Here is a 23,578-nt window from a genome sequence, read left to right as displayed (position 1 = left end):
TCCGCTCCCGTTTGCCGGGGCAGCGCCCAAACCCATCTGAGGATATTCCCATGACTGACCTGAACAACACAGCCCCTGTGGCTGTGATCAGCCCCGGCTTGCCTGATGACCAGCGCCGGTTGATCGACCTCGACGACGATATTGCCAAGATTCGCACACAGATCGCGACCGCCGATCTTGCACGCCAGCGCGGCCAAAAGCCCATTGATCCTGACTGGTTCCACCGGGCCCGCACCGCGCTGCGCCACCTGTGCCGCGAACGGGCAGAACTGCTCGCGAAAGGCACCGGTCGTCGGCGCCGTGAAAAGCTGAAGGATGCCCTGATCGGCCTGCTGCGTGAGCGCCATGACCCCGAAACCTGGAACGGCATTCTGTCTGAGGCCCAAGCCCGCAGCGAACGGGAGGGGTTGTGATGGCTGATCTGCCCGCACCGCCCACGCCAACACTTACGGCGATCTATGGCGATTATGAGGCCCGCCAGGGCGATGGCTTCCGCGATCACCTCGGCGCGTCGATCATCGGTAAATCCTGTCCACGCGCACTCTGGTATGATTTCCGCTGGGTCACACCGTCACGCTTTTCCGGCCGTCTGCTGCGCTTGTTTGAGACCGGGCAACAGGAAGAGGACCGTATGGTGTGCAACCTGCGCGCCACCGGCGCGACCGTGCTGGAGGTCGATCCGGAAACAGGGCGGCAAATCCGCGTCGAGGCCCATGGTGGGCATTTCGGCGGCTCTTTGGACGGCGTGGCGCTCGGGTTGCTTGAGGCCCCAAAAACCTGGCACGTGCTAGAGTTCAAGACGCACGGCGCAAAGAGCTATGCGGATCTGAGCGCGAAGGGCGTGGCGCTGTCCAAGCCCCAGCACGCCGCGCAGATGCAGATCTACATGCACCTGACCGGTATCACGCGTGCGCTCTACATGGCGGTCTGCAAGAACACTGACGCGCTGCATATCGAGCGGATCGATGCTGACAGCGCGATGGCAGAACGCCTGTTGGAAAAGGCTGGCCGAGTCATCTTCGCCCAGCATCCGCCTGCGCGGATCAGCGAGGCCCCCAGCTGGTTCGAATGCCGTTTTTGCGATCACCGTGCTGCTTGCCACGACGGTGGCGGTGCTGCCGTGACCTGCCGGTCATGCCTGCACGCGACGCCGATCGAAGGCGGATGGCACTGCGCCCGCCACGACCGAATGCTCGCGCCTGCCGAGCAGCGCGCCGCCTGCGGCAAACATCTCTTCAACCCCGATCTCGTGCCGGGTGAGGTCATCGATGCGGGAGACGACATTGTCACCTACCGCATGGGCGATGGCTCCTCCTGGTCAAATGACGCCCGTACAACGGAGGGCAAACGATGAGACCCTCAAAAATTAGCATCGGCCAGAAATTTGGACGGCTTACGATTATTGCTGATAGCGGCGCGCGGAATCGAAAAGGCGAAATTGCATGGAGTTGTATTTGTGACTGTGGCGCGCACCACCGTGCCACGAGCGGCAATTTAAGCTCTGGAAGTGTTCGTTCCTGCGGGTGTCTCGCACGCGAGTTGACTTCAGCACGCCGAAAGAAAAGCCGCCAACCTCCAAAAGTTTGCCAATATCCAGACTGCAAAGCGACAATTGAGAAGGGCGGAAAGGGTTACTGTGGCCTGCATGCCCAGAGAATTCGGAGACACGGGGACCCGAGCTACGTCACGCCAGAAAACGTTCGCCGGGAGCGTAATCGTGCGGCTCTACTGCACCGTTTCCCGTCAGTAAAGCCATCAACTTATCGCAAGCTTTTTGGCCGTCATGAACATCGAGTGATTGCTGAGGAGAAGGCTGGTCGGACCCTCAGGCCGGATGAGCATGTGCATCACAAAGATCACGACAAACAAAACAACGCGCCAGAAAATCTAGAAGTGCTGCCAGCACGAGAGCACCTGGCTTTGCATGCCGCACTGAGAAAGAAATCAAAATGCTGACCCTGCGCCCATATCAAAAAGCTGCAATTTCCGCGATCTACAAATACTACGAGAACAAATCTGGCAACTGTTGCATTGTGATCCCGACCGCTGGAGGCAAGTCGCTCGTCATGGCCGCCTTCATCGAAGGCGTGCTGAAAGCCTGGCCCGATCAGCGCATCCTGATCGTGACCCATGTCCGCGAGTTGATCGCCCAGAACCATGCTGAGATGATCGGGCTCTGGCCAGCGGCTCCCGCGGGTATTTATTCGGCGGGTCTGGGCAAGCGCGAGGCGCAAGCCCGCGTCTTGTTTGCAGGCATCCAGTCCATTCACCGTCGCGCGCGGGAAATCGGCCACACTGATCTGGTGCTGATCGACGAAGCCCATCTCATCCCGGGCAATTCCAGCACGATGTATCGGCAATTTCTCGACGGTCTGGCGCAGATCAACCCGGCGTTGAAGGTGATTGGTCTGACCGCCACGCCGTTCCGGACGGACAGCGGCATGTTGCATGAAGGCAAGAACGCGCTCTTCACCGATATCGCCTTCGAGGCTCCGGTGCGCGAGCTGATAGATCAGGGCTACCTCAGTCCGCTGGTCTCAAAACAGCCTTCCACGCGGCTGGATGTCTCGAAGGTTGGTACACGTGCGGGGGATTTCATTGCGCGCGATCTGGCAGCCGCAGTCGATCAGGAAGCGACGACGCGGGCGGCCGTTGCCGAGATCATCACCCATGGAAAAGACCGCAAATCCTGGCTGGCCTTTTGCTCGGGCGTGGATCACGCGCGTCATGTGGCCGAGGAGTTCGCCCGCCAAGGCATCACCTGCCGCACGATCTTCGGCGAAACACCAAAGGACGAGCGCGATGCCATTATCGCGGCCTTCAAACGCGGTGAGATCCGCGCGCTGGCTTCAATGGGCGTGCTGACCACCGGCTTCAACGCGCCCGGCGTCGATCTCATTGCGCTCCTGCGTCCGACGCAGTCGGCCGGGCTCTACGTGCAGATGGTGGGTCGTGGCACGCGTCTGGCTCCGGGCAAGGAAAACTGCCTGGTGCTCGACTTTGCGGGCAATGTGCGCCGCCACGGGCCGATTGATTTGGTACGCCCCAAACGCCCGGGCGATGGCGGGGGTGGTGAAGCCCCCACAAAGGTCTGCCCCGCGTGCGACAGCATCATCGCGCTCTCGGCAACGGAATGCTCGGACTGCGGCTATGTCTTCCCAGCACGTGAGGTGAAGATCGCACCAACCGCCGCTGCCCTGCCAGTTCTGTCACCAAAAGCGCCGCAATGGCTACCGGTCCATGGCGTCTCCTACAGCCGCCACGACAAGCTGGGCGGGCTTCCTTCGCTCAAGGTGACCTATAGCTCTGGGCTCAAATCCTACAGCGAATGGGTCTGCATCGAGCATCGGGGCTATGCGCGCCAAAAGGCGGCGGACTGGTGGCGCAAGCGCGCGCCCGGTCTGCCCATACCGCTCAGCGTCGATGAAGCCATCCTTCAAGCTGGTGAACTCGCACGCCCCAGCGCGATCTCGGTCCGTCCCTCGGGCCGCTATTTTGAAATCTCCGGTTACAGGTTCGATCCATGCGACAAACCCACCCCGGCCTCTGCGCCGCCTGCCACCGGCAACCTCGCGGCTTTGGCTGGTTCAATGCGGGTTTCTCCGTCTCTGACCGCCGGCGGGACGCAAGTCGCAAGCACCTCTGTTCTCGCGCCTGCCAGGACATCTGTCACGGGAGGAAGGGCATGATCGATCCCACCCCGAACGAGAGCGAGGCGATGACTGTCGGCGGACAACAGGGCGGCGAATACCTCGAGAGCATTGGCAAATCTGATCTCGCCATGCTGACCGAGACCGAGTGGGACCGCTTTCTTGATGCGGTCGTCACCGGCTATTGCGACCACCTGCGCGAGCTTGCGGGCAAAGACCGAACGCGGCTCGACGCCATGATCCCCGAGGTGCCCTTCTGATGGCTGATATATCCAACATGGCGCGATTTGGCGCGCGTCTTGTCACCAATGGCTATGCCATTCTGCCGATCAGCCCGGGCACCAAAAAGCCCGGACAGTTCAAGCGCGGGGCCTGGGCGGATTATCCGGAATGGAACCGGCATGCAGAACGCTCGACAACCGAGGTCGAAATCGCGACCTGGTCGGCCTGGCCCGATTGCGGCATCGGGATCGTCGGCGGCGCGGTTGCTGCGGTCGATATCGACATCGTCAAGGATGGTGAACTGGCGCTCCAGATCGAGCAACTGGCGCGCGACCGGCTGGGTGACACGCGAGCCCTGCGGATCGGAAAGGCACCAAAGCGCATGTTGATCTATCGCACTGCCGCGCCATTCCGCGGCATCAAGCGCCATCCGTTGGAGGTTCTCTGCCTTGGCCAGCAATTCGTCGCCTATGCCATCCATCCGGACACTGGCGCGCCTTATGCCTGGCCGGATGAAGGCTTGGCCGATCTCGACATCACCGATCTGCCAGAAATCACCGCGGAGGCTGCAGCGGCGTTTCTGGAGGAGGCCTATGCACTGCTGCCCGAGGCCCTGCGGCAGCGTGGCCTCAATACGGCATCACCTGCCACGGAGCACCTGCGCGCCCATAGCCAAGTGGGCACATTGCCAGCCATTGCATCGGCCCTCGCATGGTTGCCCAATGCCGAGCTGGATTATGACAGCTGGATGCGGATTGGTATGGCGCTGAAAGGTGCGCTTGGCGAAGCCGGGGCCGATGTATTCGTCGACTGGTCGGCGCAGGCGGCGAAGGATGTGCCTGCAGCCACGGCCAAGGCTTGGGCCAGCTTCAAGCCGGACCGGATCGGCGCAGGTACGATCTATCACCTCGCGATGGAGCGCGGATGGCAGCCCGGCGGCGATATGCGCCTTGATGGCGCTGCGTCTTGCGATGGCGCGCATCCGGCGGCAGAGCTGTTGTCGCGATTGGACGTTCAGTCCAACCAAAGCGTTGACACACCGACAAACCCGCCATTCACGCTCGTGATGCCGGACGGGCTGGTGGGTGGGCTGACGGAGTACATGCTCTCGACAGCCCGGCGGCCCCAGCCGCTTTTGTCACTCGGGGCCAGCCTTTGTGCGATCGGCGCGCTAATGGGGCGGCAATATCGCACGGAGAGCAACCTGCGTTCGAACCTCTATGTCGTCGGCATTGCCGATAGTGGATCGGGCAAGAACCACGCCCGCGAAATCATCAACGAGGTCTTCTTCGAGGCGGGCTTGGCCCATCACCTTGGTGGCAACAAGATCGCCTCCGGCGCCGGGCTCCTGACCGCGCTGCACCGCCAGCCTGCGATCCTGTTCCAAATCGACGAATTCGGCATGTTTCTCGCGGCCGCCGCAGATCGTAAACGCAGCCCGCGGCACATCACCGAAATCCTCGACAACATGACCGAACTCTTCACGGCGGCAGGTGGCATCTTCCTCGGTGCAGAATATGCCAACCGGGACGGGTCGAACGAGCGGCGCGACATCGTCCAGCCCTGTCTTTGCGTCTACGGCACAACGACGCCACTGCATTTCTGGGGCGCGCTGCAGGGCGCAAACGTCGTCGATGGCTCGCTTGCACGTTTCCTGATCCTGCCCAGCGACGAGGATTACCCAGACGAGAACATCGCGGTTGGTATCCGGCAGGCCGCACCTGCGCTGATCCGGGGCCTGAAGCGCGTGGCAACAGGCGGAGGGCGCCACAAGGGCAATCTGATGGGTAAAACGGCGGATCAAAACACCATCGTGACGCCGATGATCGTGCCCATGACGGATGAGGCCCGGGCAAGGTTCAAGGCGCTCAGTGTCGAGTTGACGGGGGAGCTGCGGGCAGCCGCTGGTACGGCCTGTACGGCGATCCTGGCACGCATTGGTGAAAACGCGCTGAAGTTGGCATTGATTGTGGCGGTGGGGCGTGATCCTACGAAGCCTGAAATAGACCTGACCGCCACAGACTGGGCCATCGGTTTCGTTCAAAATTACGCACGGCAGACGATCGAGGCTGTCGAGCGGCATGTGGCCGATACTGAGGTTGAGGCGCATCTCAAACGGCTCAAGGAAATCATTCGGAATGCCGGGTCAAAGGGGATCACCAAATCTGAGATCACGCGGGCATCACAGTGGTTGAAATCCCGCGACCGAAATGAGATTCTGGAAACGCTGATCGAAGGCGGGGATATCACCACCGGCATGCGCGGTTCATCGACGAGGCAGGCCATGGTCTACCGAATGGCCAGATGGCATGGACCGTGGCGAGATACTTCAGGCCGCAAAATCAGACAGAAGGAATCGCCATGACGTACAACCTTCTGAAAGTAAGGCTGAAAACCCGTTCCTTCACGTCCTTCAATCTTTCAAGAGGATACCTATACACCTCGCGTGTTCGCGCGCGCGGTTTATAATAGAAAGAGAGACACCCTTTATATCTATATAATAATTGAATTATTATATATTACCAAGAGACCTCAACGAGTTAGACGAGCCAAACCTTCATTGGGGGTGCATTGAAGCCAAAGAAGAATTCGGCGGACGGCCCAGTCGTCCCGCACCTGACGTGACCAGACCACCCTTCGGGGCCTGGCGAGACCGCAGCCTTCACCGGCCAGCCCTCTCGCCTCGCTCGCCAAACCGAAGAGGAGGTCTGAATGACCCAACCCAACAACACCCCGCGCTGCATCCTGGCGCTCGACCTCGGCACCACCACCGGCTGGGCTATCCGTGGCTTTGACGGCCTGATCACCAGCGGTACGGCCAGCTTCAAGCCTGGCCGCTATGACGGTGGTGGCATGCGCTATCTGCGGTTCACCAACTGGCTGACCGAGCTGGACCGACTGTCCGGGCCGATCGCCACGATCTGGTTCGAGGAAGTTCGCCGCCACGCAGGAACTGATGCGGCCCATGTTTACGGCGGCCTCATGGCCTCACTGACCAGCTGGGGCGAACTCAGGGGCGTGCCATACGAGGGCGTGCCCGTTGGCACCATCAAGCGTCATGCCACCGGAAAGGGCAACGCACCCAAGCAGGCCATGATCGATGCCGCGCGTGCCCGGGGCTTCAGCCCTGCGGACGACAACGAGGCCGATGCCATCGCCATCCTGCTCTGGGCCATCGAGACGAAAGGGGGTGTGCGATGAGCGGCATGCGGTTCACCCCAAAGGGATACGGTGGTCACCGCCGCGACCCCGAGCAGGTCAAGCGGGATGGCTGGTATGAGCAGGGCGTGCTGGCTGTCAGCGTCCATGACGACCGTCTGACATGGCCTGAACGCGCATTGGTGGAACAGCTGGGTGCCAAACTCTATGGGCCACGTCCCGACAGGGAGGTGCGCAATGGGTGATCACATCTGGACCGCCGACGACGTGGCCGACCATTTCGAGGAAGCGTTCCGCACCCTCCGCAAGCTGCCACCGGTCAAGGCAAAGGGGTACTTCAACGCTTGGCCCGACTTCGTTCGGTCGAAGAAGGAGATCGCTGCCATGGAGCCGGAGCCCATGCGGGTCTGGCCGTCAGCGTTAGCCATCACGCGTCTGGAGCAGACGTTTGACTGGGTGCTTTGGATCGATGAGGCTGAGCGCAAGCTGATCTGGTCGCGTGCGGCGCGCGTGCCGTGGAAACAGATCAGTGGCGAGTTAGGGGTGGATCGTACCACTGCGTGGCGGAGGTGGCAGTTGGCGCTCACTAAGATTGCCGCGAGGTTGAATGCCTAATGACTCCAATGTGTTGCAACACTTTTGTTCTCGACACATGCAACATTTCCATGTTACCTGAAAGGCATAATGGGGAGAGTACGTTGGAAGACGGCTCTCCCCGTTTCCTTTTGGGCGGCTGATGGTTCGTAGGTCTGCAACCGCCTACCGGTTGATCGATAAAAACCGTCTCCGCCCAAAATGTTGCATCATCTAACCCATTGATATTGAACGGGTCCTTCCTGTTCGCAACCGTATACGGGGGGGCGAAGCGCGCAATATCGCCAGCGACAGGGCCGTTTTTTTGGGAAGCCACCCCAGCAGGCATCCACCCCCTGCCCTGCTAAAAACCACAACAAAACAAACTCTTGGAGCCGAACACCCCGGTGGCCGCTGGACCCTTTACGGAGTCCAGGCTTGCTGCCGGTGTCCGGAGTCCAGGGTATCCACTACATTGAGGCGAACCGACATCATGACGCTGAGCTTTGCTCCGGACGCAATCGAGACCTGGCCGCTGGCCAAGCTCCAGCCCTACGCGAAAAACGCGAAGACGCACGGCGCGGATCAGGTCGCGAAGATCGCTGCCAGCATGGCGGAGTTCGGCTGGACGGTGCCGTGCCTCGTCGCCGATGACGGAGAACTGATCGCGGGCCATGGTCGCGTCCTGGCCGCGACGCAGTTGGGGCTGACCGAAGCGCCGGTTATCGTGCTGGGCCATCTGACTGAGGCGCAGCGCCGGGCTTACCGCATCGCGGACAACAAGCTGGCAGAGAGCCCTTGGGATGAGGCGCTGCTGTCGGCCGAGCTGAACGAACTGCTGGCCGAGGATTTCGACCTGTCGCTCATCGGCTTTGATGACGGTGAACTGGAGGCCCTGCTAAATGGCGAGGTCGATCCTGAAACCGCATCCCGCGAGGGCGAGGACGATGTTCCAGAGACGCCAGAAACCCCGATCAGTCGGCCTGGCGATCTATGGGTGCTGGGCAAGCATCGGCTGCTCTGCGGTGATGCGACCATTGCCACCGATGTCGAAAGGGTGCTGGGCGACGTGAAGCCGCTTCTGATGGTCACCGATCCGCCCTACGGCGTCGAATACGATCCCGGCTGGCGCAACAAGGTAGGTGCCGCTGCGACCAAGCGTACCGGCAAAGTGTTGAACGACGACCGCGCTGACTGGCGTGAGGCCTGGGCGCTGTTCCCGGGAGACGTCGCCTATGTTTGGCACGGGGCGTTGCACGCGACCACGGTCGCCGACAGCCTGATCGCCTCCGGCTTCAACATCCGATCGCAGATCATCTGGGCCAAGGACCGGCTGGTGCTGAGCCGCGGCGATTATCATTGGCAGCACGAGCCATGCCTCTATGCCGTGAAGAAAACCGGCAAGGGCCATTGGGCTGGTGACCGCAAGCAGACCACGCTCTGGCAGATCGCAAACAAGGATCAGGATGCTGAAACCGTTCACGGGACGCAGAAGCCCGTTGAATGCATGCGGCGGCCGATGCTGAACAACTCCAGTCCGGGTCAAGCGATCTACGAGCCCTTCATGGGATCGGGCACCACGCTGATCGCGGCGGAAACCACGGGCCGGGTCTGCCTCGGGATCGAATTGAACCCTGCCTATGTCGATGTCGCTGTGGAGCGATGGCAGCAGTTTACTGGGAAGGATGCCATTCTTGACGCCGATGAAAGGACCTTTAATGATTTGAAGGCGGAGCGCGTTTGTCCATGAAACAGTCACGCTTCATGTCACTTGTCGAGTCCGTCGCCAACGTGATCGTCGGCTACGTGCTGGCTATTGCAACGCAGATCGTGGTGTTCCCGTGGTTCGGGATCGAGGCGGGCTTCGCTGAACATCTGACCATTGGTCTCGTATTTGTCGGCGTCTCTTTGCTGCGAGGCTATTTGTTGCGTCGATTGTTCGAAGCGGTCACGCATCTAGCAAGGTTCGGTGGCAGGGAACCCTTACCTCCACGATACACCCGCTTTCCTGCAGATTCAGGGCGGCCTCGCGAGCGTTGACCAAACTCCGCAAATGGATCAAGCACAGCCCGGAAATGAGGGGGCAGTATGGAACAAACTGGAGATATTCGGGCAAAGCTTGAGAAGCTTGAAGCGCTCTTTGCGCGCGGAGCAACCGCAGGCGAACGCGCGGCGGCCGGTGCGGCGCTTGATCGGCTGACATCAAAGATGACAAACGCCACCGATGAGGGGGCCACCGAACTGCAATACTCGCTTCCAGACCGCTGGGCAGTTCGGATTTTCGTGGCGCTCTGCCGCAAACACGGGGTCAAGCCCTATCGCTACCCGCGCCAGCGTCGAACTACGGTGATGGTGCGGGTGCAGCCAGACGCTTTCGAGCGGACGGTCATGTCGGAATTCAAGACACTGCACGGTGAGCTTGTCGCGTATTTCCAGCACACGGTGGATCATCTGATCGCTGATGCCATGAGATCTGACGGAGACGACTCGAACATGGAGACGCCCCAGATCGGGCGCTAAAAAAATGGGCCAGCACCTGGCTGGCCCAGTTGTAAGGCAAAGGCAGCAGGCGGTGCTGCCGGACTGTTTCATAACAGGCGGTTGTCACCGATTCTGAAAGGAAAATATCAACATATAGTACATCTGGTGACCTGCAGCTCTTTATGTGGTGATTTCGTAGCGTCGTGGCTGTCCATCGAGCTTCTTTGACGTGATCTCGAGGCCAAGCTTCTTCTTCAGCGCGCCGGACATGGCACCACGAATCGTATGTGACTGCCAGTTCGTCGCTGCCATGATCTCCTCGATGGTTGCGCCTTCCGGCGCGCGCAGCATGACGATCAGCGTGGCCTGCTTGGTGCCCTCGCGCGGCGTGCGCGCCTTGGGCACAGCCTCAGTCTCGGTCGGCGCGTCCGTCGCGCCCGCAGGCGCGGTGTTCGCGTTCTCGGGCTCGATGCCGATGGCGGCGAGGCCTGCGTCGGTGGCGACCAGCGTGACGCCGTGGCCGTCTCCGGTCTCGCGCCAGATGGGTTCGCCCTTGCGCATGTCGGCTTCGACCTCTTCGAGGAAGCCCTTGGTGAGCATGGCGCTGACCACCTTGGCGGCAGCCCCGCCGCGCAGGCTCTCGAGCAGCGGCAATGCAATGCGGTCCGCGTTCTGGGCTGCGCGGGACAGGATGATCGTCTGGGTATCGGAAAGTTTGGTCATGGGGTCGGCTCCGTGTTCGGACCGCGACCGTCGCGGTCTCCTACGACCCCAAGCCGCGCATCGGCGCGGCTGGAGCTCGGGCGTCGGCCCGAGGTCAGATCAGGCCGAGGTCTCGCAGCAGCGCTGCGGCGTCGGGCAGTCGGTCGGTGGCGACGTCGATTGCGATTGTCATGCTGTCGGCGGTGAGGCGCGCGGGAATGTCGGCTTCCTCGCGGAGCAATGCTGCGATCTCGTCAAGGACCTCCGGTATGCGGCTAGTGTCCCAAGGCTCGTTGAGGCCGCGAATGGCGATGCAGATGGTGCTGGTTTCCATGGCGTTTGCTCCGTTCATTCCCCGTGCTCGCCTTCGCTGAAGGCGCTGTCGGTGATGCGCTTCAGGAGGCTTGCGTAATGCTCAAGGGTGCCGACATGGCCCCAGTTGATCTCGTCGGGGTGGGCGTTGAAGTGGTCGTCGCTCAGGCTTGCCAAGCGGGCCAGCATCTCGTCGATCTCGGTTTTCTTGCCCATGAAGGCGTTCAATGCCGCCTCCTTGTTGCGACGCGCCTTCTCTGCACGCAGTTGGTGGCGGGGTGTGGTGATCGGGTTCAGGCGGGTCATCGTGGCGGCTCCGTGGTGAGTTGCATCGTTTTCGTAGGATCACGTTCGCTCCGCTGCAGAGGCTTATCAACATCATAAGCACAGGATATTGAATGATAATCGGAGTGCGCAATGGAGGGTCTGAGCGAACGCCAATACGCCGCCCGCGTCGGGCTGTCCCGGGGCGCGATCCAGAAGGCGAAGGCCGCCGGGCGGCTGGTTCTGCATGACGATGGTAGCATCGACGCGATGGCCAGCGATGCTCTGCGCGCTGAAACAACCGATCCTTCCAAGACGAGGAAACCGCCGCAGCCGAAACTGCGGCCTGTGCCGGAGGTGGCGGTTACCGCCGTCGGTGATACGCTCCGCGAGCAGGGTTTGTCTGCGCTACCGGTCGGCGGGGGAACAACGTTTCTGCAGGCCAAGACTGCCAACGAGGTGCTGAAGGCGCAGGAACGGCGGATCCGGCTGCAGAAACTGAAAAGCGAATTGGTCGACCGGGCGCGGGCCGAGACGCTGATGTTCCGGCTTGCGCGAGAAGAGCGCGACGTGTGGGTGACCTGGCCTGCGCGCGTCGCCGCGCTGATGGCTTCGGAACTGACGGCTGCGGTCGGGGATGGGTTCGAGGTGGAGGCGGCGCAGATGCAGAAGGTTCTGGAGGCCCATGTCCGCGCCCAACTCGAAAGTCTCGCGGAAATCCGGCCCGGGCTTGGATGACGATGTCTTCGCGTTCGAGGGCGCCGGGGCTCTGGTTCGTGCCTGGTCGCGCGGGGTGCAGCCTGATCCAGACCTGACGGTTTCGGAGTGGGCCGACCGGCACCGCATGTTGGCGTCGCGTGCCTCGGCTGAGCCCGGGCGCTACCGGACCGCGCGCACGCCCTACATGCGCGAGATCATGGATCGGTTGAGTCCCAGTGATCCGACGCAGCGCATCGTGTTCATGAAGGCCGCACAGGTTGGTGCGACGGAAGCGGGCAACAACTGGATTGGCTTCACAATCCACCACGCGCCGGGGCCGATGCTGGCGGTCCAGCCGACGGTGGAACTGGCGAAACGCAACTCGCGCCAGCGGATCGACCCGCTGATCGACGAAAGCCCGGACCTGCGGGAGCGGGTCAAACCGGCGCGGTCGCGGGACGCGGGCAATACGATGCTGTCAAAGGAATTCGCAGGCGGCATCCTGATCATGACGGGCGCGAACTCGGCGGTTGGGCTGCGGTCCACCCCGGCGCGCTATATCTTCCTCGACGAGGTTGATGCCTATCCAGCCTCGGCCGACGAGGAAGGTGATCCGGTCTCGCTGGCGGAGGCCCGGTCGCTGACCTTCTCGCACCGGCGCAAGGTGTTCCTGGTGTCGACCCCGACAATCCGGGGCCTGAGCCGGATCGAGCGGGAGTTCGAGGCCAGCGACCAGCGCCGGTTCTTCGTGCCCTGCCCACATTGCGGGGCGATGCACTGGTTGAAGTTCGAGCGGCTGCGATGGGAGACCGGTCAGCCGGAGACGGCTGAATACTTCTGCGAGGGGTGCGAGACGGCCATCGCCGAGCACCACAAGACGGCGATGCTGGAAGCAGGCGAGTGGCGGGCAACGGCCATTTCTGCCGATCCGGCAACGGTCGGATATCATCTTTCGGCACTCTATTCGCCGGTAGGCTGGCTCAGCTGGCCCCGGATTGCACGGGCGCATGAGACGGCACGGGGGTCGGACGAGGCAATGCGGGCGTTTCGCAACACCATCCTTGGCGAGACCTGGATGGAGACCGGCGAGGCGCCGGACTGGCAGCGGCTGGCAGACCGCCGCGAGACCTGGGACGCAGGCGGCGTTCCAGCGGGTGGGCTGTTTCTGACTGCTGGCGCGGACGTCCAGAAAGATCGGATCGAGGTGGATGTCTGGGCCTGGGGTCGCGGCCTCGAAAGCTGGCTCATCGACCATCTGGTCTTCGAGGGTGGCCCCGGCGATCCTGCTTGCTGGCAGCAACTGGCCAACTTGCTCGGCCAGACATGGATGCATGTTTCTGGTCAGCCGATGACACTGGCCCGTCTTGCCATCGACACGGGCTATGAGACCAGCGCCGTCTATGCCTGGTCGCGGCAGGTCGGCTTTGCGCAGGTCGCGCCGGTGAAAGGCGTCGAGGGGTTCAACCGCACCAGCCCGGTGACGGGCCCGACCTTCGTGGACGCGACCATTGCCGGTAAACGGCTCCGGCGTGGCGCGCGGCTCTGGACCGTCGCGACCTCGACCTTCAAGGCAGAGACCTATCGCTTCCTGCGCCAGGACCGGCCGACGCGGGAAGAACTTGAGGCCGGGCAGCTTTGTCCGCCCGGCACAGTCCACCTGCCGAATTGGGCGGACGGCGAGTGGCTGAAGCAGTTCACCGCCGAGCAGCTGGTGACCGTGCGCACAAAACGCGGCTTTGCCCGGCTGGAATGGCAAAAGCTGCGCGAACGCAACGAGGCGCTGGACACGCGAGTCTATGCCCGCGCCGCCGCCTGGATCCTCGGGGCCGATCGCTGGCCAGAGGCGCGGTGGGCCGATCTGGAACGGCAGGTGGCGCCGCCGAACCACAACGAAGAGACAGGCACGGTGAAACCTAAGTTGGCTAGCGCGACTGCACGGCGGCGGAGCGTGCGGTCGAGTTATATGGGCTGAACGCCTAAATGAGTTGCATGTCAGTCGGACCGCGCGGTTTATTGCAACAGATCATCGATGGCATCGCTGATCAGGAATTTACGATAGCGACCGCCAACAGGCACTCCGTTTCCGTCAATCGTTTCACGCAACAGAGCTTCAAAAGAGGCAAAGTCGGTGTAATAAGCTGGAAGTTTTTCATTCTGCATGTCCACGCGAATGCTCTCCAACATATCTTCCAGCCCAAGCTCTGCGATCGAAGTCATCCAGGATATCATCACATCGTCTGGAGCATCAGGGCACAATTTTCGGAATTTCCTGAAGAAATTCTCGATTTGTTTCCTTTGCTCCGGATGCGCGAGAGAGACAAGGACGAGCGCATTCATGAATGCCCCCCGCACAAACTCATCAGCACGTGGATTGCATGCAGCGTCACAAAGTGGCGCCAAGTCTCCGTCAAATACGCTGGCAAGTATGCGGTAGCTTCCGCTTTCGGTGGCGTGATCGCCAAGGAGATGCTCGACGATTGGCGATGGTCGGGACAGCAGCCGGACAAATGGTCTGTATGCGAATGGCTCTCGCCACTCGCCCAGCAAGAAAAGACTCGGGAGCAAAGCGTTCAATTCGAGCGGATCCATCTCACGCATGGATTGGTGCCCAAGCCGCGTGACCAGATCGACAAACAAAGGACCCATGGCTTTGCGCTGCTTGCGCGCTGCCATTAGCGTGGCTCTGAGATGCACATCGTGTTGCATCAAATCGTGCATAATTTCTGTGGGCGTCATGGTTTCTCTTTCGACTGGTCGCACGTTGGAAACGTTGAAACGGGTTTCACAGAAAGGTCAATACAGATGCCGACGATCACTGACCTTCGCGCCCGCCGCGAGGCTCTTTCTACGCAGCGATCGTCTGGCGTGGCGCGCGTCAGTTATGACGGCAAGACGGTGGACTACCGCAGTGTGGCGGAAATCGACCGGGCTATCGAGGCGCTCGACCGTGAGATCGCGGCCGCCGAGGGACGACGGATCGTGCGGCAGGTCCGCGTGACGACAGCGAAAGGGCTGTAATCTATGGGCCTGTTCGACCGTTTCCGTCGCCGTCCCTCTGGCGATCCTGCCGCTGTGTCAGCGCGGCTTGAAGGCGCGATGTCCAAACGTCGGCTTCGCGGCTGGAACCCGCCGCTCGAGAATATCAACGCCTTGGTCGCCTCGGGCGGCCCGCGTCTCCTGGCACGATCGCGGGAACTGGTGGTCACCAACGGCTACGCCGCCAATGCCTGCGAGGCTTTCGCTGCAAACCTTGTTGGCGATGGGATCAAGCCCTCGTCGCTGATCGGGGATGCCGCGATACGGGATCGGGTCCAGCAACTCTGGCTCGCCTGGACCGATGAGGCCGACGCAGACGGGTTGACCGATTTCTATGGCCTGCAGGCTATGGTGGCGCGGGAGATGTTCGTGGCGGGCGAATGCTTCGTGCGGCTGCGGCCACGGCGCGCGGAGGACGGCTTGCTGGTGCCAATGCAGTTGCAATTGCTTCAGTCGGAGATGCTGCCCTTCGAGAAGGCGGAGGCTGCAGGCAACGGCAATCGCATCCGCTGCGGAATCGAGTTTGACGGCATTGGACGGCGCGTGGCCTATCACTTCCGCCGCCGCCATCCGGGCGACAGCACCGATCAGGGGGCGGTGATCCCGGAAACGGTGCGCGTGCCCGCCGAGGATGTGCTTCACATCTACCGCCCCATTGACGCGGGCCAGATTAGGGGCCTGCCGCATGTGGCGCCCGCCATGGTGCGGCTGTTCCTGCTGGACCAGTACGATGACGCGGAACTGGACCGGAAGAAGACCGCGGCGATGTTCGCGGGGTTCATCACCAAGACCGCGCCGGAAGACCCGATGATGGGTGAGAGTGAGGCCGATCTGGACGGGGCGGCAATCGCCAGCCTTGAGCCGGGCACGATGCAGGTTCTGCTGCCGGGCGAGGACGTAAAGTTCTCCAGCCCCGCCGACGTGGGTGGCGGCTACGAGGCGTTCCAATACCGGACGCTGCTCTCGATCGCGGCCTCGGTTGGTCTGCCCTATCATCTGGTCACCGGGGATGTGCGGCAGGCGAACTATTCGAGCCTGCGGGCCGAACTCGTGGAGTTCCGCCGCCGCATTGGCCAGTTGCAACATGGGGTGATGGCCCACCAGCTGTGTCGTCCGATCTGGCGGCGCTGGCTGGAGACAGCCGTGTTGTCGGGCGCGCTGGATATCTCGGACCCCATCGCGGCGCGGCCGGTTCAGTGGATCCCACCGCGCTGGGACTGGGTCGATCCGCTGAAGGACATCCAGGCCCAAGTGCTGGCGATGGAGGCAGGGATCACCTCGCGCCGGAAGGTCGTCGAGGCCACCGGCTACGACGTTGAGGAAGTTGACCGCGAGAACGCGGCCGATGCCAAACGCGTCGCCGATTTGGGTCTCAGCTACCGCACCAGTCCCGGCGAGACACAGGGCGCGCGGGCCACACCGACCCGGACGCCGGAAACAGATGGCGAAGGCGACGGGGCCGCCGCTCAATCGCAACAGGAGTAACACCATGAACACTTGGTACAGGATCCGCGCCCAGGCTTCGGGAGCGGAAGTGCTGATCTATGACGAAATCGGTGCCTATGGCATCAGTGCCAAGGGATTTCTGGCCGAGCTGGGTGCGCTGCCGAATGACGCCCCCATCGATTTGCGCCTCAACAGCCCGGGCGGGTCGGTCTTCGATGCGGTGGCGATTTACAATGCGCTGATCCGTCATGCCGGCACTGTCACCGTCTGGATTGACGGGATCGCTGCCTCGGCTGCGAGCTATATCGCCATGGCCGGCGATGAGATCGTGATGCCGGAAAACGCTTTTCTGATGATCCACGACCCGAGTGGCATCGTCATGGGCACGGCGGCGGACATGCGGGACATGGCCGGCACCCTGGACAAGATCGCAGCCAGCATGACGCGAGGCTATGCCGCAAAATCCGGCAAGTCGGAGTCGGAGATCGCGGCGCTGCTGACGGCTGAGACCTGGTTTGATGCGCAAGACGCGCTCGATGCAGGCTTGGCCACCCGCCTGTCAGAACCCGTGCGCATTGCCGCCAGCTTCGACATTGGCCGGTTCCGCAATGCGCCACCCGAACTGGTTGAAGTTGTGACGGCAGAAAGTGCGGCACCTGAGGCCGACATTGCTGCAGACGACAATGACGTTGCGGGGCGTGATGATCCGCCACCTGTGCCCGACCAAGCGACCAAGGTTCCCGTCGGGAACGTTGATCCGGGCGCTCCCGTCGACGAGTCAGCGACGCCACAGAAGGGAGTTTCTAACGGCAGCGTCCCCTCGGATGACAAAAGCCCAAGCACTGTTGCAGCCGCCAACACTGCTTCGGATGCCAGCGCCATCCGCGCTTCAGCCATGGCCCAAGCCCGCGCTGTCGTCGATCTTTGCCGCCTTGCAGGCCAGCCACAGATGGCCGGGCGCTTCCTCGAACAGGACGCCGACCTCGACGAGGTGCGCACAGCGTTGCTGGCCGCAAAGGCCGAGGCAGACCCCGAGATTGCCGCCCATCACCCGCAACCGGGCCGCAGCTCTTCCGCGCGCCCCTGGGGCGAGATCGTCGCCCGCACCTTCAAATTGAAAGGGTAATCCCATGACCACGCTCACCGAGACCACGCATCCCGGAGGCTTCCTCGTCTGGGAAGCCTTCCGCGACTACACCCGCGAAGCCGTCACCGTTGCGTCTGGCACGCTCGATCCGGGCACAGTGCTGGGCAAGATCACCGCGTCTGGTAAATACGCCGCCCATGATCCCGCCGCCGTCGATGGGACAGAAACCGCCGTGGCGGTGCTCTGGGGCAAGGCCGACGCAGCTGGTGGCGATGCGCCAGCCGTCGCGTTGGTCCGGGGCCCGGCCATCGTCAACCGCCACGACCTCGTCTTCGCAGGTACGCCCAGCGAGGGCGAAATCGCTGCTGCTTACACAGCGCTACTCGCCGCCGACATCCTCGTCCGCTGATCCACATTCTCAGGAGGCATTCCCATGGCCACTATGGACATCTTCGAAGGCGATGCCTTCACCATCATTGAACTCACCCGCGCGCTGGAAAACATTCCCTACAAACCCGCGACCCTGTCTGGGTCGGGTCTGTTCGGTGCGCGAGGCGTCCGCTCGCGCACCGTCGTGATCGAGAGCCGGGACGGCACGCTGTCGCTGATCCCGTTCTCGGAACGCGGCTCGGCCTATGATCAGCAGATCCCCGAACGCCGCGATGTGCGGGCCTTCGTCTGCCGCCAGTTCAAGAAGCAGGACGTGATCTGGGCCTCTGAAATCCAGCAGGTGCGCGATTTTGGCACCGAGTCCGCCACCCAGCAGGTCCAAGCCGAAGTCGCCCGCAAGCTGGGCCGTCTGCGCAACGATGCGGAGACCACCTTCGAGTATCACCTGTTCAACGGTATCCAAGGGTTGGTGAAGGACCCGCGCGATGGGGCCACCGTGGTGAACTACTTCACCGAATTTGGCATCTCCCCGGCCACCGAGGTGGACTTTGACCTCGATAACGCCACCCCCGCCTCGGGTGCGCTGCGCAAACGTTGCCAGGCGCTGATCGAAAGCGTCGAGGAGACAATGGGCGGGCTCGCCACTGGCGCCATCGCGCTGCGTGCGGAATGCGGCTCGGCCTTCTTTGCCGATCTGGTGGCGCACAAGGAGGTGCGTGAGACCTACCTCAACACTGCGGCCGCCGCCGATCTGCGCTCGCGTGTCGCCGACGAGGTCAGCTTCGGCGGCATCACCTTCCGCCGTTACCGAGGTGGCGCGGGCTTTGGCGTCGCGACGGACAAGGCGGTGTTCTATCCCGAGGCGGTCGATGGGCTGTTCGAAATCTACCACGCCCCCGCCGATACCTTCGAGACGGTGAACACTTTGGGTCAGTCGCTTTACGCGCGGATGATCCCCGACCGGGATCGTGACGAATGGATCCGCCTTGAGATCGAGTCGAACCCGCTGCCGATCTGCACTCGCCCACAAGTGCTGCGCTCGGCAAGGCGGACGTGATGTCTGCCTTCGACGCCGCCGTCGACTTGCTGTTCGCCGACCCGAACATCGGGCGCGAGGCGATCTACACCTCCGACGGCGGCGCGCCCATGCTGGTGCGCGTCGTCTCGCGGCAGGCTGATGCGATCACCGACTTTGGCGATGCCCGCCTTTGGTCGGAAACGACCCGGATAGACCTACGCGTCGCGGAGGTTCCAGCCCCGCGGCCTGGCGACCGCATCGAGATCGACGGCGAAGCCTTCCTCATTCAGGGCGAGCCCGTTCGTGACCGGGAACGATTGGTCTGGACCGTGGACTTGAGGCCCGCGTGAAACTGAAGCTCGACATCGATCCGGATATCGTGGCGATGATGGCAGCCGAGGTCGCAGCGGGCGAACACGCGGTGACAGCCGCCATGCGCGAGGCCGGGACCGGGCTCAAGACTGCCTGGCGCACGCAGATTACTGGCGCGGGGCTCGGACGGCGGCTCGCCAACTCAATCCGAAGCCAGAATTTCCCGCGGTCGGGCGAAAGCCTTGATGCGGCTGCGCTGGTCTGGTCCAAGGCCCCGGTCATCGTTGGGGCGCATGACACCGGCCCGCTGATCCGCTCGAAGGACGGCTTCTGGCTGGCGATCCCGCTGCCCGCCGCAGGCAAATCCACACGCGGTGGCCGTATCACCCCCGGCGAATGGGAACGACGCCGCGGTCTGCGCCTGCGCTTCGTCTATCGCCGAACGGGTCCGAGCCTGCTTGTGGCGGAGGGACGGCTGAATACCAAGGGTCAGGCGGTGGTGTCACGTTCAAAGACCGGCCGAGGCAAGGTCACCGCGCCGATCTTCCTGCTGGTGCCGCAGGTCAAGCTGCCGAAGCGACTGAACCTCGCGCAGGATGCGGACCGGGCGTTGGATGGCGTGCCGGGGCTGATCGTGGCGAATTGGGTGGACGGGCGGATCTAGCCGCCCGTCACGGCAGGTATTGCGGCTTACCTCACTGAACGCGTTGAGCAGAGGCTGCAGAGATTTGACCACCCGCATCGGTGATGGCTTCCTGCAGTATTTCGTGCAAACGGTTTAAGAAAAGCCGTGCATCAGCGTTCATTGCGGCACTAATTCTTGGGGCTGCGTTTTCATGGATTGTCTCAATGGCACGGGCACGAAGTGTCGCGGATCCCCACCCACTATAGTCAAAAGCGTCCCGCCAGCCCGCAACTTGGTCATCTGTCAGGCGGCTCTTTGTCAGATCGTAGAGTCGTCCGAACACGGCCCTTCTGATGCGGTCAAGTGCTAGTTCACGTTCTTCGTCGTCCAAAGGCAGGCGGGTCCATCCAGATGGACGTTCCAACCACTTCGAAGCCTCCTCCTGAAGTCTCGCGAGGAGGTCAGCTACGGGGGTAAGATCGTCGTATTCGTCGGCCCATCGGGATGCAAGTCGGCGGCTGAGTGCTTTGATACGGGTCCAGTGCTCCTTGGATATGCCGTCATGATAAGCAAGACCAAGTTTCGCGCGCCAAGGATCGCGAAACGCATCAATCGCGTCATGCATCGCGATTTCCAACCCTTTGAGATCGTAGATTGGGCTACAGTCTGTCTCGCCGTTGGGGGATGAAGCTGCCTGCATCATCTCGATCAGTTGTTCCAGTTGTCGCTTGAAGCCACCAGGCAGCTTGGAAGTCGGTTTGTCCAAGCCGCCTAAGAAAATGGAATTTGCGTCTACCTGGCGTTCGATGGCACCTGCCACGCCAGCACCAACGATGTCTCGTAGGTTTGCTACCGCGTTTCCTACTGAGCTGAGAACGTGATCCCGCTTCTGGTCAAATGAGCCCAAGTTGGCACCCTTGACCTGATCGAAGTGCGTGAACGCAATCGCCAGTTTGTCGGAAAAGCCAGAACTCCCGACAGCACGTAACAATGCCAATGGTGCCGCCTGCATTGGCTGCTGCGCGTTGTCGACCAGCAGAATCATGTTTACTTTCGAGAACTTATTGGTTACGCGCGTCGACACGGACGAAACGCTGCTCGCAGTATGCCCAAGTCCTTGACCATCCAGAAGGACAAGCTTTAGCTCGGCGGTGTCGCCACCAAGATCTGGATAGAGGGGCCCTTGGACACGGATGCCGTCCACCAATGGCGTCAGCAAGCGACCGAACTGCTTGTGGTGGTTGCTGGAAAACCAGCGTACGGCGGAGAGAAATTCGTCACGATCCGGGCTACCAAACGTCCAGATGATCGGCCAGTCGGTCGCGGAGCGCTCTGTGTTGCCGACATCAATGCGGGCGAAGCGATCTGTCACTTCATCCATGATATCGAGAGCAACGCTAGAGAACTTTGGATTTCGGAATGCCTCGACGCCAAAAAGCTCAAGCCAAGTAGCGCGATCATCAGCTGTCTTCTGATCCTTGAGTTTGCCGAGGGTCGCTTCAAATGATGAACCTGTGTCTTGGCTCAGTTCCTTAATCGCCGAGACCAAACTATTAAGGCAAGCGTGCTGATGCTCGATTTCCTCTGACGAAACTGTTTCGTCGTCATCTATCGCCGCCTCGGGTGTTCCGTCGTCTTCAAAGGAGAAATCATCATCATCACTTTCGACAGAGGTCTTCCAAGCGCCGAGAATATACGACAGACGAAAGCGCTGTTCGCGATGCTCCAGTAACGCAGCGGCGATCTTGGGATCCGGCTTGCCCTGAATCGCTTCTAAGCAAGCTTCTTCTATGCATTCATCGACATGAGCGCGAACCTCATGCTCGGGCATGAAAGTCACTGCAGCGGCGAATTCCCCGGGAGAGGCGACTATTTCGATGTCAGCAGTTGTTGTTTTGGCCGTTGATGTGGATGGAAACCGATCCTTTTCGGGATCTGATCCGATGATATGGCGTAGCAAGGTCGTTTTTCCTGCCCCGGTGGTCCCCAAAAATAGAATAGTGCCATAGCCATCATCGACAGAAGGCAAAGGGATTACATCAGATCGCCTTCCTTCGGCGTCGTGAGCAACTACTTCGATACCGTCGAAAAATGCCGAAACCACGACTGAATCGAAACGGAATTCTGCGTCCTTGCGGCGATCACCGCTCCACCAGGATTCATCCTGAAGAAGTCCGTTCAACTGCCCAACAAGGAGATCGGCCGCAGCATCGTCTGAGGTCCCGAGACCCTTCCTAATCTTGAGGCCCCATTCGCCGCGACTGTCCGTGCGAGCCGGATGTCGGAATGTGACGCTCCAACCGGGACGGTTCGATCTTGACTTGGATGCCGTAAATTTGCGATCAGACATGACGTTGTTCTCCGTTGTACCAAGCCTTTCTACGGCCGATCTAGAAGCACGTCAATCCGATTCGGAACAACGAAGAACAACATGGGAGCGCATCCAGTTTTATGCCCACCTCTCGCGAAACCATCCTCGCCGCGCTGAATGCGCGGCTCTTGGCTCTGCCCTCCACCGCTTTGCGCGGCGAGGTGCTGCCCGAGCGCGTGCCAGCCGATGGGCTGCTGATTTTGCGCGATGGCGAACCTGGCGAGCCCGAGGTGACTCTGTCCCCGTTACGATACCACTACCAGCACCGTGCCGAGATCGAGGCGGTCGCGCAGGGCACGGACCGTGACGCGGTCTTCGACACGCTGACCGCAAGCATCGGCGCGGCGATTGCCGCCGACCGAACGCTGGGCGGCCTTTGCGACTGGGTCGAGGCAGAAGCGCCGCGCCCGGTCGATTTGCCTGTCGAGGGCGCGGCCAGCCTGAAGGCCGCCGTCATTCCGGTGATGCTGTACTATTCCATGGCCGATCCGCTGGCCTGATCCCGACAATCCAAGGAGAACACGATGGCACGAGCCCAAGGGGCGCGGGCGCAGATGGCGCTTGCGTTCGAGACGAGTTATGGAACGCCGCCCATAGGCGGTTTCACGAAAATGCCCTTCGCGAGCACGTCGCTCGGCGCGGAGCAGCCGCTGCTGAACTCGGAATTGCTGGGCTACGGCCGCGATCCACTGGCGCCGATCAAGGATGCGGTGACGGCTGACGGTGATGTCGTCGTGCCGCTTGATGCCGAGGCCTTCGGGTTCTGGCTGAAGGCGGGTTTTGGCGATCCGACCACGACCGGGACCGGCCCCTGGGCCCATGAGTTCCAGTCGGGGTCCTGGACACTGCCCAGCATGTCGATCGAGACCGGCATGCCCGAGGTGCCGCGTTTTGCGATGTATTCGGGCTGCGTGCTCGACCAGATCAACTGGCAAATGCAGCGATCCGGTCTGCTGACTGCAACGGCCCGACTGGTGGCGCAGGGCGAGACGGTGGGCACGACCACCAGTGCAGGCACGCCTGCCGCCCTCGAATTGCAGCGCTTCGGCCATTTCAACGGGGCTATCACGCGCAATGGCTCGGCCCTCGGCAACGTCGTCTCGGCCGACATCACCTATGCCAACAATCTCGACCGGATCGAAACCATCCGCTCGGACGGTCGCATCGACGGGGCGGATCCCTCCATCGCCGCGCTGACCGGCTCCATCGAGGTCCGGTTCGCCGATCAGAC

At 61.8% G+C, this 23,578-nt stretch carries 28 protein-coding genes; 23 read left to right on the top strand and 5 right to left on the bottom strand.

Annotation, left to right across the window (positions count from 1 at the left end):
- The first annotated feature begins 50 nt into the window (after positions 1 to 50).
- The 12 genes from CHB90_RS02170 to CHB90_RS02115 all read left to right on the top strand — a co-directional run bounded on the left by CHB90_RS02170 (position 51) and on the right by CHB90_RS02115 (position 10,124).
- Positions 51 to 413, top strand: coding sequence for a hypothetical protein (locus tag CHB90_RS02170; protein WP_089276218.1), 363 nt, complete (start codon positions 51 to 53; stop codon positions 411 to 413).
- The gene (locus tag CHB90_RS02165) at positions 413 to 1,354 is read left to right on the top strand and encodes a PD-(D/E)XK nuclease family protein (RefSeq protein WP_089276217.1); all 942 of its coding nucleotides are present in this window, start codon (positions 413 to 415) and stop codon (positions 1,352 to 1,354) included. The genes CHB90_RS02170 and CHB90_RS02165 overlap by 1 nt, the downstream gene beginning before the upstream one ends.
- Entirely contained in the window at positions 1,351 to 1,956 is a 606-nt protein-coding gene (locus tag CHB90_RS02160) for an HNH endonuclease signature motif containing protein (RefSeq protein WP_089276216.1), read from the top strand. Before CHB90_RS02165 ends, CHB90_RS02160 begins: the two co-directional genes overlap by 4 nt.
- Complete coding sequence (locus tag CHB90_RS02155; RefSeq protein ID WP_089276215.1) at positions 1,950 to 3,689, top strand: DEAD/DEAH box helicase; 1,740 nt, start codon at positions 1,950 to 1,952, stop codon at positions 3,687 to 3,689. Before CHB90_RS02160 ends, CHB90_RS02155 begins: the two co-directional genes overlap by 7 nt.
- Positions 3,686 to 3,910, top strand: a complete 225-nt coding sequence (locus CHB90_RS02150) for a DUF6511 domain-containing protein (protein ID WP_089276214.1) — start codon at positions 3,686 to 3,688, stop codon at positions 3,908 to 3,910. Before CHB90_RS02155 ends, CHB90_RS02150 begins: the two co-directional genes overlap by 4 nt.
- Positions 3,910 to 6,237 carry a PriCT-2 domain-containing protein gene (locus CHB90_RS02145; RefSeq protein ID WP_089276213.1) on the top strand — a complete coding sequence of 776 codons (2,328 nt, stop codon included), beginning with the start codon at positions 3,910 to 3,912 and terminating at the stop codon, positions 6,235 to 6,237. Before CHB90_RS02150 ends, CHB90_RS02145 begins: the two co-directional genes overlap by 1 nt.
- Before the next feature lie 347 nt (positions 6,238 to 6,584).
- Positions 6,585 to 7,073: a crossover junction endodeoxyribonuclease RuvC gene (locus CHB90_RS02140; RefSeq protein ID WP_089276212.1), complete on the top strand. Its 489-nt coding sequence runs from the start codon at positions 6,585 to 6,587 to the stop codon at positions 7,071 to 7,073.
- Positions 7,070 to 7,276 carry a hypothetical protein gene (locus CHB90_RS02135; RefSeq protein ID WP_425426580.1) on the top strand — a complete coding sequence of 69 codons (207 nt, stop codon included), beginning with the start codon at positions 7,070 to 7,072 and terminating at the stop codon, positions 7,274 to 7,276. The genes CHB90_RS02140 and CHB90_RS02135 overlap by 4 nt, the downstream gene beginning before the upstream one ends.
- Positions 7,269 to 7,646, top strand: a complete 378-nt coding sequence (locus tag CHB90_RS02130; protein WP_089276211.1) for a DUF6362 family protein — start codon at positions 7,269 to 7,271, stop codon at positions 7,644 to 7,646. Before CHB90_RS02135 ends, CHB90_RS02130 begins: the two co-directional genes overlap by 8 nt.
- Before the next feature lie 451 nt (positions 7,647 to 8,097).
- Entirely contained in the window at positions 8,098 to 9,354 is a 1,257-nt protein-coding gene (locus CHB90_RS02125; protein WP_089276210.1) for a site-specific DNA-methyltransferase, read from the top strand.
- On the top strand, positions 9,351 to 9,644 hold the full coding sequence (locus CHB90_RS02120) for a DUF7220 family protein (RefSeq protein WP_342744940.1): 294 nt from the start codon (positions 9,351 to 9,353) through the stop codon (positions 9,642 to 9,644). The genes CHB90_RS02125 and CHB90_RS02120 overlap by 4 nt, the downstream gene beginning before the upstream one ends.
- Positions 9,645 to 9,692: 48 nt before the next feature.
- Positions 9,693 to 10,124, top strand: a complete 432-nt coding sequence (locus tag CHB90_RS02115; protein ID WP_089276209.1) for a hypothetical protein — start codon at positions 9,693 to 9,695, stop codon at positions 10,122 to 10,124.
- 141 nt (positions 10,125 to 10,265) lie between these two features.
- Here CHB90_RS02115 and CHB90_RS02110 read toward each other — a convergent pair whose 3' ends face one another.
- From CHB90_RS02110 to CHB90_RS02100, 3 genes are all read right to left on the bottom strand, one after another.
- The gene (locus CHB90_RS02110) at positions 10,266 to 10,808 is read right to left on the bottom strand and encodes a DUF3489 domain-containing protein (RefSeq protein ID WP_089276208.1); all 543 of its coding nucleotides are present in this window, start codon (positions 10,806 to 10,808) and stop codon (positions 10,266 to 10,268) included.
- Positions 10,809 to 10,902: 94 nt separating this feature from the next.
- Positions 10,903 to 11,121, bottom strand: a complete 219-nt coding sequence (locus CHB90_RS02105; protein WP_089276207.1) for a hypothetical protein — start codon at positions 11,119 to 11,121, stop codon at positions 10,903 to 10,905.
- Between the two features lie 14 nt (positions 11,122 to 11,135).
- Positions 11,136 to 11,405 (bottom strand): hypothetical protein, encoded by a 270-nt coding sequence (locus CHB90_RS02100; RefSeq protein ID WP_089276206.1) that lies wholly within the window; start codon positions 11,403 to 11,405, stop codon positions 11,136 to 11,138.
- Positions 11,406 to 11,516: 111 nt separating this feature from the next.
- On the opposite strand from CHB90_RS02100, the gene CHB90_RS02095 reads away from it, so the two are divergent.
- Both CHB90_RS02095 and CHB90_RS02090 read left to right on the top strand, forming a co-directional pair.
- Positions 11,517 to 12,101: a hypothetical protein gene (locus tag CHB90_RS02095; RefSeq protein WP_089276205.1), complete on the top strand. Its 585-nt coding sequence runs from the start codon at positions 11,517 to 11,519 to the stop codon at positions 12,099 to 12,101.
- Positions 12,049 to 14,034 carry a phage terminase large subunit family protein gene (locus CHB90_RS02090; protein WP_089276204.1) on the top strand — a complete coding sequence of 662 codons (1,986 nt, stop codon included), beginning with the start codon at positions 12,049 to 12,051 and terminating at the stop codon, positions 14,032 to 14,034. Before CHB90_RS02095 ends, CHB90_RS02090 begins: the two co-directional genes overlap by 53 nt.
- A 38-nt stretch (positions 14,035 to 14,072) precedes the next feature.
- Here the strand turns inward: CHB90_RS02090 and CHB90_RS02085 are convergent, their stop codons facing one another.
- Positions 14,073 to 14,798: a DUF1186 domain-containing protein gene (locus tag CHB90_RS02085; RefSeq protein WP_089276203.1), complete on the bottom strand. Its 726-nt coding sequence runs from the start codon at positions 14,796 to 14,798 to the stop codon at positions 14,073 to 14,075.
- Between the two features lie 66 nt (positions 14,799 to 14,864).
- Here CHB90_RS02085 and CHB90_RS02080 point away from each other — a divergent pair, with 66 nt between their 5' ends.
- Genes CHB90_RS02080 through CHB90_RS02050 form a run of 7 tightly spaced genes read left to right on the top strand, consistent with a single transcriptional unit; the run spans position 14,865 to position 20,015 of the window.
- A complete protein-coding gene (locus tag CHB90_RS02080; protein ID WP_089276202.1) occupies positions 14,865 to 15,080 on the top strand; it encodes a phage head-tail joining protein in 216 nt (71 codons plus the stop codon).
- A 3-nt stretch (positions 15,081 to 15,083) separates the two neighbouring features.
- Entirely contained in the window at positions 15,084 to 16,583 is a 1,500-nt protein-coding gene (locus tag CHB90_RS02075) for a phage portal protein (protein ID WP_089276201.1), read from the top strand.
- Positions 16,540 to 17,670 carry a head maturation protease, ClpP-related gene (locus CHB90_RS02070; protein ID WP_089276200.1) on the top strand — a complete coding sequence of 377 codons (1,131 nt, stop codon included), beginning with the start codon at positions 16,540 to 16,542 and terminating at the stop codon, positions 17,668 to 17,670. Before CHB90_RS02075 ends, CHB90_RS02070 begins: the two co-directional genes overlap by 44 nt.
- 4 nt (positions 17,671 to 17,674) lie before the next feature.
- Entirely contained in the window at positions 17,675 to 18,040 is a 366-nt protein-coding gene (locus tag CHB90_RS02065; protein ID WP_089276199.1) for a head decoration protein, read from the top strand.
- 24 nt (positions 18,041 to 18,064) lie between these two features.
- Positions 18,065 to 19,078, top strand: a complete 1,014-nt coding sequence (locus CHB90_RS02060) for a major capsid protein (RefSeq protein ID WP_089276198.1) — start codon at positions 18,065 to 18,067, stop codon at positions 19,076 to 19,078.
- Positions 19,078 to 19,389, top strand: a complete 312-nt coding sequence (locus CHB90_RS02055; RefSeq protein ID WP_089276197.1) for a head-tail joining protein — start codon at positions 19,078 to 19,080, stop codon at positions 19,387 to 19,389. The genes CHB90_RS02060 and CHB90_RS02055 overlap by 1 nt, the downstream gene beginning before the upstream one ends.
- Positions 19,386 to 20,015 (top strand): DUF6441 family protein, encoded by a 630-nt coding sequence (locus CHB90_RS02050; protein ID WP_089276196.1) that lies wholly within the window; start codon positions 19,386 to 19,388, stop codon positions 20,013 to 20,015. The genes CHB90_RS02055 and CHB90_RS02050 overlap by 4 nt, the downstream gene beginning before the upstream one ends.
- 31 nt (positions 20,016 to 20,046) lie before the next feature.
- On the opposite strand, the gene CHB90_RS02045 is transcribed toward CHB90_RS02050, so the two are convergent.
- Positions 20,047 to 22,326, bottom strand: a complete 2,280-nt coding sequence (locus tag CHB90_RS02045; protein ID WP_089276195.1) for a hypothetical protein — start codon at positions 22,324 to 22,326, stop codon at positions 20,047 to 20,049.
- Positions 22,327 to 22,427: 101 nt separating this feature from the next.
- Here CHB90_RS02045 and CHB90_RS02040 point away from each other — a divergent pair, with 101 nt between their 5' ends.
- Complete coding sequence (locus CHB90_RS02040; protein WP_089276194.1) at positions 22,428 to 22,847, top strand: acyl-CoA transferase; 420 nt, start codon at positions 22,428 to 22,430, stop codon at positions 22,845 to 22,847.
- A 24-nt stretch (positions 22,848 to 22,871) separates the two neighbouring features.
- On the top strand, positions 22,872 to 23,578 hold a 707-nt coding region (locus tag CHB90_RS02035), incomplete at its 3' end, for a phage tail tube protein (RefSeq protein ID WP_141135787.1).

This window comes from Antarctobacter heliothermus (assembly GCF_900188425.1).
GTDB lineage: Bacteria > Pseudomonadota > Alphaproteobacteria > Rhodobacterales > Rhodobacteraceae > Antarctobacter > Antarctobacter heliothermus.
This window is presented reverse-complemented; position numbering and strand designations above follow the sequence as displayed.

What these genes read in the sequence shown, in the direction of transcription:
- CHB90_RS02080 (WP_089276202.1), top strand. Translation starts at nt 14,865, where the DNA reads ATGCCGACGATCACTGACCTTCGCGCCCGCCGCGAGGCTCTTTCTACG.
- CHB90_RS02110 (WP_089276208.1), bottom strand. Translation starts at nt 10,808, where the DNA reads ATGACCAAACTTTCCGATACCCAGACGATCATCCTGTCCCGCGCAGCC.
- CHB90_RS02095 (WP_089276205.1), top strand. Translation starts at nt 11,517, where the DNA reads ATGGAGGGTCTGAGCGAACGCCAATACGCCGCCCGCGTCGGGCTGTCC.
- CHB90_RS02060 (WP_089276198.1), top strand. Translation starts at nt 18,065, where the DNA reads ATGGCCACTATGGACATCTTCGAAGGCGATGCCTTCACCATCATTGAA.
- CHB90_RS02075 (WP_089276201.1), top strand. Translation starts at nt 15,084, where the DNA reads ATGGGCCTGTTCGACCGTTTCCGTCGCCGTCCCTCTGGCGATCCTGCC.
- CHB90_RS02085 (WP_089276203.1), bottom strand. Translation starts at nt 14,798, where the DNA reads ATGACGCCCACAGAAATTATGCACGATTTGATGCAACACGATGTGCAT.
- CHB90_RS02070 (WP_089276200.1), top strand. Translation starts at nt 16,540, where the DNA reads ATGGCGAAGGCGACGGGGCCGCCGCTCAATCGCAACAGGAGTAACACC.
- CHB90_RS02150 (WP_089276214.1), top strand. Translation starts at nt 3,686, where the DNA reads ATGATCGATCCCACCCCGAACGAGAGCGAGGCGATGACTGTCGGCGGA.
- CHB90_RS02165 (WP_089276217.1), top strand. Translation starts at nt 413, where the DNA reads ATGGCTGATCTGCCCGCACCGCCCACGCCAACACTTACGGCGATCTAT.
- CHB90_RS02045 (WP_089276195.1), bottom strand. Translation starts at nt 22,326, where the DNA reads ATGTCTGATCGCAAATTTACGGCATCCAAGTCAAGATCGAACCGTCCC.
- CHB90_RS02105 (WP_089276207.1), bottom strand. Translation starts at nt 11,121, where the DNA reads ATGGAAACCAGCACCATCTGCATCGCCATTCGCGGCCTCAACGAGCCT.
- CHB90_RS02065 (WP_089276199.1), top strand. Translation starts at nt 17,675, where the DNA reads ATGACCACGCTCACCGAGACCACGCATCCCGGAGGCTTCCTCGTCTGG.
- CHB90_RS02130 (WP_089276211.1), top strand. Translation starts at nt 7,269, where the DNA reads ATGGGTGATCACATCTGGACCGCCGACGACGTGGCCGACCATTTCGAG.
- CHB90_RS02055 (WP_089276197.1), top strand. Translation starts at nt 19,078, where the DNA reads ATGTCTGCCTTCGACGCCGCCGTCGACTTGCTGTTCGCCGACCCGAAC.
- CHB90_RS02115 (WP_089276209.1), top strand. Translation starts at nt 9,693, where the DNA reads ATGGAACAAACTGGAGATATTCGGGCAAAGCTTGAGAAGCTTGAAGCG.
- CHB90_RS02170 (WP_089276218.1), top strand. Translation starts at nt 51, where the DNA reads ATGACTGACCTGAACAACACAGCCCCTGTGGCTGTGATCAGCCCCGGC.
- CHB90_RS02155 (WP_089276215.1), top strand. Translation starts at nt 1,950, where the DNA reads ATGCTGACCCTGCGCCCATATCAAAAAGCTGCAATTTCCGCGATCTAC.
- CHB90_RS02125 (WP_089276210.1), top strand. Translation starts at nt 8,098, where the DNA reads ATGACGCTGAGCTTTGCTCCGGACGCAATCGAGACCTGGCCGCTGGCC.
- CHB90_RS02145 (WP_089276213.1), top strand. Translation starts at nt 3,910, where the DNA reads ATGGCTGATATATCCAACATGGCGCGATTTGGCGCGCGTCTTGTCACC.
- CHB90_RS02090 (WP_089276204.1), top strand. Translation starts at nt 12,049, where the DNA reads ATGTCCGCGCCCAACTCGAAAGTCTCGCGGAAATCCGGCCCGGGCTTG.
- CHB90_RS02100 (WP_089276206.1), bottom strand. Translation starts at nt 11,405, where the DNA reads ATGACCCGCCTGAACCCGATCACCACACCCCGCCACCAACTGCGTGCA.
- CHB90_RS02040 (WP_089276194.1), top strand. Translation starts at nt 22,428, where the DNA reads ATGCCCACCTCTCGCGAAACCATCCTCGCCGCGCTGAATGCGCGGCTC.
- CHB90_RS02120 (WP_342744940.1), top strand. Translation starts at nt 9,351, where the DNA reads ATGAAACAGTCACGCTTCATGTCACTTGTCGAGTCCGTCGCCAACGTG.
- CHB90_RS02140 (WP_089276212.1), top strand. Translation starts at nt 6,585, where the DNA reads ATGACCCAACCCAACAACACCCCGCGCTGCATCCTGGCGCTCGACCTC.
- CHB90_RS02135 (WP_425426580.1), top strand. Translation starts at nt 7,070, where the DNA reads ATGAGCGGCATGCGGTTCACCCCAAAGGGATACGGTGGTCACCGCCGC.
- CHB90_RS02160 (WP_089276216.1), top strand. Translation starts at nt 1,351, where the DNA reads ATGAGACCCTCAAAAATTAGCATCGGCCAGAAATTTGGACGGCTTACG.